We start from the raw sequence: 7,061 nt of genomic DNA on the forward strand, positions 1-7,061 counted from the left end.
CCGGCGCCCTTCGGCTCGACTCCGGCTCTGGCTGGGAACGCGAGATACCGCCGGTCCGACGGTGGGGGATCGGCGGACCGGCGTCGGCGCGGAGGCGCAGCGCGATCGACGTGCGCGCGGAACGTGGGCGGGGCCGAGCGCCAAGCGGCGCCGACGGGGGCGTCGTCCAGGGCCTCGGCGTGCGGCGTGCGGTCGGACGCGGCCTCGTCAGACCCGGAGCTCCTGGAAGTCCGGGTCGAGGTCGCCGAAGCGGTGCGCTGTGATGGACACGGACTGCTCGCGGAGGAACGGGAGCATCTCGATGACGCCGGACTCGACCACGGGAGCGTCGTGGATCGCCGTGTCCACGCTGACGCCGAGCGCCTCCTCGAGGGCGAGCGGGTCCCCGCCGAGCAGACGGATGCGGCTCCCGGGGCCGCCGAAGGCCGTGTGGCGCGGCCGGTCGTCCTGCTGGGACAGCACCTGGTCGAGGGCGTCCTGCTGCTCGTCGTCGGGGTCGCTCCACCGCTGGTCGAAGACCGCGCCCGAGGCAGCACGCGCGAGGAACTCCTCGTCGCTCTCGACCACGTGGTCGACCACGTCGAGCGGTGAGCGGGACGACGCGAGCAGCTGCGTGAGCGGTCCGGGCAGCGGCCGGGACGTGCTCAGCATGAGGTGGGCACGGGCTGCGGTGGCGGCGGCGAGCACGCGGACGAGGTCGCCCGTCGCCGAGTCCTCCGCGTGCCGGACGATCACCGACTGCGGGCGGTAGCGGAGCACGTTGCGCTGCACCACGAGCGCGGAGTCGTCGTGCGACCGGCCGTACCGTGACTCGCGGGCGCGGACGTCGCTCAGGGCCCCGGCACGCACCTGGTCGAACTCCTCGAAGGAGAGTCCGCTGCGCGCTGCCTCGACGAGCGCCGTCACCCGCGGCGGGAGCCCGTGCAGGTGGATGCTCTTGTGGACGGTCCGCTCGGTGCGCTCCCACCGTCCGAGCGTCGCGACGTAGAGCGGACCGCCGGCCTTGGTGCCGGTGCCGACGGACGACCGCTTCCAGCCGCCGAACGGCTGCCGACCGATGACCGCGCCGGTGATGCCCCGGTTGACGTACAGATTGCCGGCCTGCACGGTGGCGAGCCAGTCCGCGACCTCGTCGACGTCGAGCGAGTGGATGCCGGCGGTGAGGCCGTAGTCGGTGCCGTTCTGGATCGCGATCGCCTGCTCGAGGGTCTCCGCCCGCATGATGCCGAGCACCGGGCCGAAGTACTCCGTCTGGTGGAAGTCGCTGCCCGGTCGGACGCCGTCGCGGATCCCGGGGGACCACAGCCGACCCGAGTCGTCGAGGGGCACCGGCTGCACGAGCCAGGACTCCCCCGGGCCGAGCTCGGTCAGCCCGGCGCGCAACGTGCCCGTCGGCTCGGCGATCACCGGCCCGACCTGCGCACCAGGGTCGTCGGGCCACGCGACCCGGAGCGTCCGGGTGGCGTCCACGAGCTGTCGGCGGAAGCGCTCGCTCTCGCCGACGGAACCGACCAGCACGACGAGCGACGCGGCGGAGCACTTCTGACCGGCGTGTCCGAACGCCGACCGAACGATGTCCTGCACGGCGAGGTCGAGGTCGGCGCTCGGCGTGACGACGATCGCGTTCTTGCCGCTGGTCTCAGCCGTCAGCGGGAGGCCGGCTCGCCACCACCGGAAGGAGCGGGCGGTGTCGGCGCTGCCCGTCAGCAGGACGCGGTCGACGGCGGGGTGGGCGACGAGCTCACGGCCGAGGGCGTCCTCGTCGAGGTCGACGAGTTGCAGCAGGGAGTGCGGCACCCCGGCGTCCCAGAGCACGTCGGCGAGGAGCGCACCGCACCGCTTGGCCTCGGGCGCCGGTTTGAGCACGACCCCGCTGCCCGCGGCGAGCGCGGCGAGGACCCCACCCGCGGGGATCGCGACGGGGAAGCTCCACGGCGGGACCACGACGGTCAGCCGGGGCGGGACGAACCGGGCGCCGTCCCCGTCGAGCGCGGCCAGCTGTCGGGCGCTCTCGGCGTAGTAGTGCGCGGCGTCGATGGCCTCGGTGACCTCGACGTCGGCCTCGCCCAGCGTCTTGCCGGTCTCGGCGGCCATCACCTCGACGAGGTCGGCGCGGCGGGTCTCGAGCTCGTGCCCGATGAGGTCGAGCAGCTCGGCACGGTCGGTCGGGTCCTGGCGGCCCCAGTTGACGCCGGCCTGCGCGGTCCGGGCGACGATGCGTTCGAGCGTCGAGCGGTCGACGACCTTCGCACCGCGGATCGTCTGTGCCCCGAGCTGGGACCGCGGGACGCGACGGAGGACGTCGAGCGCCCAGCTGCGGTTCGCGGCGATCGAGGGGTCGGTGTCGGGGGCGTTCCGGAAGCCGTCGCGGTGCTCGGGCTCGCCGAGTGGACGTCGACGGTCCTGCGTACGGTTCGTGGTGGGGACCGGCTCGTCGAGGGCGGCGACGGAGGCGAGGTACCGGCCGTGTTCGCGGTCGAAGACGCTGACGTCACGGTCGATGTCGAAAGCTCCGGAGATGAAGTTCTCGGGGCTCGCGCTCTCCTGCAGGCGTCGGGCGAGGTAGGCGATGGCGGAGTCGAACTCCTCCGGCTGCACGACCGGGGTGTACAGCAGGATCTGACCGACGTCGGCCCGGACCGCGTCGGCGTGGGTGGACGCCATGCCGAGCAGCATCTCGACGTCGACCGCGTCGGTGACCCCCCGGCGTCGGGCGAGCACCCACGCGGTGGCGAGGTCGAAGAGGTTGTGGCCGGCGACGCCGATCCGGACGGCGTCGGTGCGCTCCGGTGTGAGGGCGGTGTCGAGCATCCGGAGGTAGGCGGTGTCGGTCTCGCGCTTGCTGCCCCACGTGGCGAGCGGCCACTCGTGCAGGATCGCGTCGACGTGCTCCATCGCGAGGTTCGCACCCTTGACGAGTCGCACCTTCACCGGTGCGCCGCCACGAGTCCGGCGCGCCTGGGCCCACGTGGTCAGCCGGTCGAGGGCGCCGGCGGCGTCGGGCAGGTACGCCTGCAGCACGATGCCGGCCTCGAGCCCCGCGAACTCGTCACGGTCGAGCAGCGTCGTGAACACCGCGAGGGTGACGTCGAGGTCGCGGTACTCCTCCATGTCGAGGTCGATGAACTTCGCCGGGTGGCCCTCGGCGAGCGGAGCAGCGGCGAGCCGGTAGAGCGGGACGAGCCGGTCGACCACCCGATCGACGGTCTGGTCGAACGCCCACGCCGACGTCTGCGGCACGACCGAGCTCACCTTGATCGAGACGTGGTCGACGTCGTCGCGGGCGAGGAGGTCCGTCGTGCCCTGCAGCCGTCGGTCGCTCTCGGCGGTACCGAGCACGGCCTCGCCGAGCAGGTTGACGTTGAGCCGCGTACCCGGGCCGCCGACCTTCGCGAGTGCCGGACCGAGCTTCGCCGGGGTCGCGTCGATCACGAGGTGTCCGGTCATCCGGCGGAGGATCCGCCGTGCCGTGGGGATCACCGCCCACGGCGCCATCGTCGCGAACCCGCCGCCGAGCGTGACCGCGCCGCGGAGGTACCACGCGAGGAACTCAGGGACGTCCTGGCTGAGCTTCTCGAGGTTGCGGGCGGCGACACGCGGGTCCTCCGGCCGGACCACCCGGTCGACGAAGCCGCGGGTGAAGTCGAGCCCCTGCTCGTCGCGGAGCACACCGGCCAACCGTGCCGCACCCGGGTCCGGCTTGGTGCCCGCCGACGCTGCCAGCCAGCGTCGCACGAGGGCCACGGCGTCGTCGGTGCAGGCGGCGATGCTGGGGGTCGGCATGCCCCGATCGTATGCCGCGGCACCGACGGTCCCTCGGAGCGCGCCGTGCGTCGCCGGAGGGTCATCCGGACGGATGAAACCGGCGTCGCTCCGGGCATCCGTCGATACGCTGTCGAGCATGGTGACGCAGGACGACGAGGGGCACGACTGGGTCACGTGGGACACCTACCACGACGCCTGGCGACGGCTCGACCGTGCGCTCGACCACGCCGTGCAGGAGGGGGCGGGCATCTCGATCCCGGAGTTCGAGATCCTCATCGGCCTGCACCGCGACCCCGACCACCGGCTCCGCGTGCGGGACATCGCCGCGGGCATCGGGTGGGAGAAGTCCCGCGTCAGCCACCAGGTCACACGCATGGTCGCCCGAGGGCTGGTGGAGCGGGCCGACTGCCCCACCGACGGCCGCGGCAGCTGGGTGTCGATGACCCCGGACGGCCGTCGCGCGGTGCTGTCCGGCATCCGTGCGCACACGGCTGCGTTGGAGGACCTGTTCTGGAGGCCCGTGGGGGCCGACGCGGGCACGCTGCGGACCGTCAGCGAGCGCGTGCACACCGCGATCGGTCCGGTCGTCCTGGACGCCGCCGACCGTTAGAGGTCGACGTCCGCGAGGACACGGTCGTCGCCGCGGAGCCGGACCTGCACGCTCGCGATGTCGCCGCGCGGGACGGTCGTCGAGGCGGACAGCCCGCGGGCGTCCTCCCCCGCCGCGGACCACGAGGCGACCGTCTCCGCCGTGCCGTCGTCGCGCACGACGACGAGGTCGTACTGGACGGAGCCGTCGGCCGCCCAGGACTTCCCGCCGTACGAGCAGCCCCAGTCGAACCGGGTCCCCCACGGTTCGCCGCTCACGGCCAGGTCGACGTCGAGACCGCGGTCGCCGATGAGCGAGTACCGGTCGGCAGGACCCTGGGAGGCCGCCCGCACGGTGCCGGGGTCGACGCGAGCGGTCCCCACGGCGAGCCCGCCGAGCACAGCCGCGAGCACGGCGGCGGCCACGGTCGCGGCGACCCAGACGCGACGGCGGCGACGACGGTGCCGGACGCGGTGCGCAACCGAGGCGAGGGTGCCCTCGGAACCGGTGACGGGCCTCCCGTCCGGCTCCGCGATCTCGACCGCCTGGTCGGCCGGGAGCTTCCCGAGCAGGCCGGGCAGCCCGACCAGCTCGGCGACGGCGGCCGCACAGCGGTCGCACGTCTCGAGGTGCCGCTCGTACTCGAGCCGTTCGTCCGTCGGCAGCGAGCCGAGCATGTAGGCGGCGTCCCACTCGGCGTAGCGGTCGTCGCTCATCGGGTCACTCCTCGTTCCTGCAGTGCGAGCCGGAGCGCCCGCAGACCGTAGTGCAGCCGCGACTTCGCCGTGCCCTCCGGGATGTCGTGCCGCCGTGCGATCTCCGGCACGGTGTGGCCGAGCCAGTAGGCGTCCACCACCACCCGACGGTGCTCCGGGCTGAGCGACGCGAGCGCGTCCGCCACGACGATGCGGTCGAGGACGGCGTCGGTCCGGTCGGCCTCGGCGCGGTCGACCGGCTGCTCCGTGCCGTGCTCGTGTCGGTTGCGTGCGGACCGGGCGTCGTCCACGACGAGGTTCCGGGCGACCGTGAAGAGCCACGCCCGGACGCTGTCGGGCGTCCGCTCGAGGACGGCCGGTCGCTGCCAGGCGCGCACCATCGTCTCCTGCACGACGTCCTCGACGGTGTGGCCGTCCCGGGTCAGGTGCCGGACGTACCGCGTGAGCGCGTCGCCGTGCTCGTGGTGGAGCGTGGCGAGCAGCTCGTCGGCGGACCGTCCGGTGACCATCACTTCTCCAGGTCGAGGGAGAACTCGACGGAGCCCTTCGGGTCCACCGTGACGAAGCCGAGCGACGGCGCCTGGACGCCGTAGTCCTCGAACGTGATCGGGATGCTCCCCGCGACCTGCACCGAGCCGTCCGCCGCCACGGCGACCTGGGCGTCGGCGGAGACGGGCTGCTCGACGCCGTGCAGGTCCATGGTGCCGGTGAGGGTGACGTCCTGGGTGGAGCCGTCGAGTGCGCCGGAGACATCGACGGGCTTCGTCAGCGTGAAGGTCGCCGTGGGGTGCTGGTCGGTCTGCAGGGCGGTGGTCCGGAAGTACTCGTCACGCCGGGCTTCGGGCGTGCTGATCGTCGCGACCTGGACCGTGACGGTCGCCTCCGTGAGGGAGCCGCCGCTGACCTCGGCGGTGCCCTCGACGTCCTTCGTGCGTCCGACCACGTCCACATCCTGGCCCTGCAGCGTCTCGTGCACCCGGTAGCCCGCGAACGAGTCGCCCGTGGACTTCCAGTCGCCGTCGGCCTCGGCCGCGGAGAGCTGCCCGCCGCCGGACGGTGCAGCACTCAGCGACGGGGCGGCCTCGGCCTGCGCATTGACGGTGTTCGCGTAGATGACCGGGCCGGCGATCGCTGCTGCGGCGCCGACGACCACGACGCCGGAGGCGATGCCGATGATGACCTTGGTGCGTGTGCGGAGTCCCATACCCTTCACGACGAGACAGCGGTCCGGATCGTTCACCGGCTCTCGATCGGCGTGTCGATCCGTGCCAGGCTGAGGGCGTGGGAACGCAAGCACCGGTCGTCGTCGCCGTGGCCCGTGACGGGGGTCACCACTTCAGCAAGCCGCTCGTGGACGAGGTCGTGCTCGTCGCCGGGTGGGGCATCGAGGGGGACGCCCACGCGGGCACGACCGTGCAGCACCGGTCCCGGGTGGCACGAGACCCCTCGCAGCCGAACCTGCGCCAGGTGCACCTGCTGCACGCCGAGCTCTTCGACGAGGTCGCGGACGCCGGGTTCGAGGTCGCTGCCGGCGACATGGGCGAGAACGTGACGACGCGCGGCATTGACCTGCTCGGGCTGCCCGCGGGCACGGTCCTGCACCTCGGCGAGTCGGCGAGCGTCCGGGTGACCGGCCTGCGGAACCCGTGCCAGCAGATCAACGGGTTCGAGCCGGGACTGCTCAAGGCGGTCCTCGGCCGCGCGGAGGACGGGTCCGTCGAGCGGAAGGGCGGCGTGATGTCGGTCGTGTTGACGGGCGGGTCCGTCCGGCCGGGCGATGCCGTGCGGGTCGAGCTGCCCGAGGGCGAGCCGGAGCCGCTGCAGCCCGTCTGAGCCCGGGGCACGGCGGAGGCGGGGGCACGGCGGGGGCGGCGGCGTCCGTGCGCGTCTGGTCGCGCTCCGAGACTCGGCCCGCCGGACAGTTTCGCGGGTGCCGGACCGCGAACGTGTCCGCCGACGCGAGACTCGGCGCGCGCCTCCCGCGCCTCCCG

Annotated in this window: 6 protein-coding genes; 2 read left to right on the forward strand and 4 right to left on the reverse strand. The window is 73.4% G+C overall.

The genetic code is table 11. The features are described from left to right. Nucleotides 1-207: 207 nt before the first annotated feature. The gene (locus tag NS184_RS11760; RefSeq protein ID WP_058726308.1) at nt 208-3,783 is read right to left on the reverse strand and encodes a proline dehydrogenase family protein; all 3,576 of its coding nucleotides are present in this window, start codon (nt 3,781-3,783) and stop codon (nt 208-210) included. A 118-nt stretch (nt 3,784-3,901) separates the two neighbouring features. Between NS184_RS11760 and NS184_RS11765 the strand changes: the two genes are divergently transcribed. Next, nucleotides 3,902-4,375 (forward strand): MarR family winged helix-turn-helix transcriptional regulator, encoded by a 474-nt coding sequence (locus NS184_RS11765; protein WP_058726302.1) that lies wholly within the window; start codon nt 3,902-3,904, stop codon nt 4,373-4,375. Here the strand turns inward: NS184_RS11765 and NS184_RS11770 are convergent. From NS184_RS11770 to NS184_RS11780, 3 genes are read right to left on the reverse strand one after another with little or no spacing between them, the layout of a single operon-like run. Then, nucleotides 4,372-5,070 carry an anti-sigma factor family protein gene (locus NS184_RS11770; RefSeq protein ID WP_058726303.1) on the reverse strand — a complete coding sequence of 233 codons (699 nt, stop codon included), beginning with the start codon at nt 5,068-5,070 and terminating at the stop codon, nt 4,372-4,374. The two genes, NS184_RS11765 and NS184_RS11770, sit on opposite strands and share 4 nt — an antisense overlap. Next, the gene (locus NS184_RS11775; RefSeq protein WP_058726304.1) at nt 5,067-5,579 is read right to left on the reverse strand and encodes a sigma-70 family RNA polymerase sigma factor; all 513 of its coding nucleotides are present in this window, start codon (nt 5,577-5,579) and stop codon (nt 5,067-5,069) included. Before NS184_RS11775 ends, NS184_RS11770 begins: the two co-directional genes overlap by 4 nt. Continuing rightward, nucleotides 5,579-6,274 (reverse strand): YceI family protein, encoded by a 696-nt coding sequence (locus NS184_RS11780; protein WP_058726305.1) that lies wholly within the window; start codon nt 6,272-6,274, stop codon nt 5,579-5,581. The genes NS184_RS11775 and NS184_RS11780 overlap by 1 nt, the downstream gene beginning before the upstream one ends. A gap of 77 nt (nt 6,275-6,351) precedes the next feature. Between NS184_RS11780 and NS184_RS11785 the strand changes: the two genes are divergently transcribed. Then, nucleotides 6,352-6,903 (forward strand): MOSC domain-containing protein, encoded by a 552-nt coding sequence (locus tag NS184_RS11785; RefSeq protein WP_058726306.1) that lies wholly within the window; start codon nt 6,352-6,354, stop codon nt 6,901-6,903. Nucleotides 6,904-7,061 lie beyond the last annotated feature (158 nt).

Origin of the sequence: Curtobacterium luteum (assembly GCF_001475545.1) — a bacterium.
GTDB classification, from domain to species: Bacteria; Actinomycetota; Actinomycetes; order Actinomycetales; family Microbacteriaceae; genus Curtobacterium; species Curtobacterium luteum_A.

Excerpts from the sequence above, each read along its gene's own strand:
- NS184_RS11770 (WP_058726303.1), bottom strand. The coding sequence starts at position 5,070 with ATGAGCGACGACCGCTACGCCGAGTGGGACGCCGCCTACATGCTCGGC.
- NS184_RS11765 (WP_058726302.1), top strand. The coding sequence starts at position 3,902 with ATGGTGACGCAGGACGACGAGGGGCACGACTGGGTCACGTGGGACACC.
- NS184_RS11760 (WP_058726308.1), bottom strand. The coding sequence starts at position 3,783 with ATGCCGACCCCCAGCATCGCCGCCTGCACCGACGACGCCGTGGCCCTC.
- NS184_RS11775 (WP_058726304.1), bottom strand. The coding sequence starts at position 5,579 with ATGGTCACCGGACGGTCCGCCGACGAGCTGCTCGCCACGCTCCACCAC.
- NS184_RS11780 (WP_058726305.1), bottom strand. The coding sequence starts at position 6,274 with ATGGGACTCCGCACACGCACCAAGGTCATCATCGGCATCGCCTCCGGC.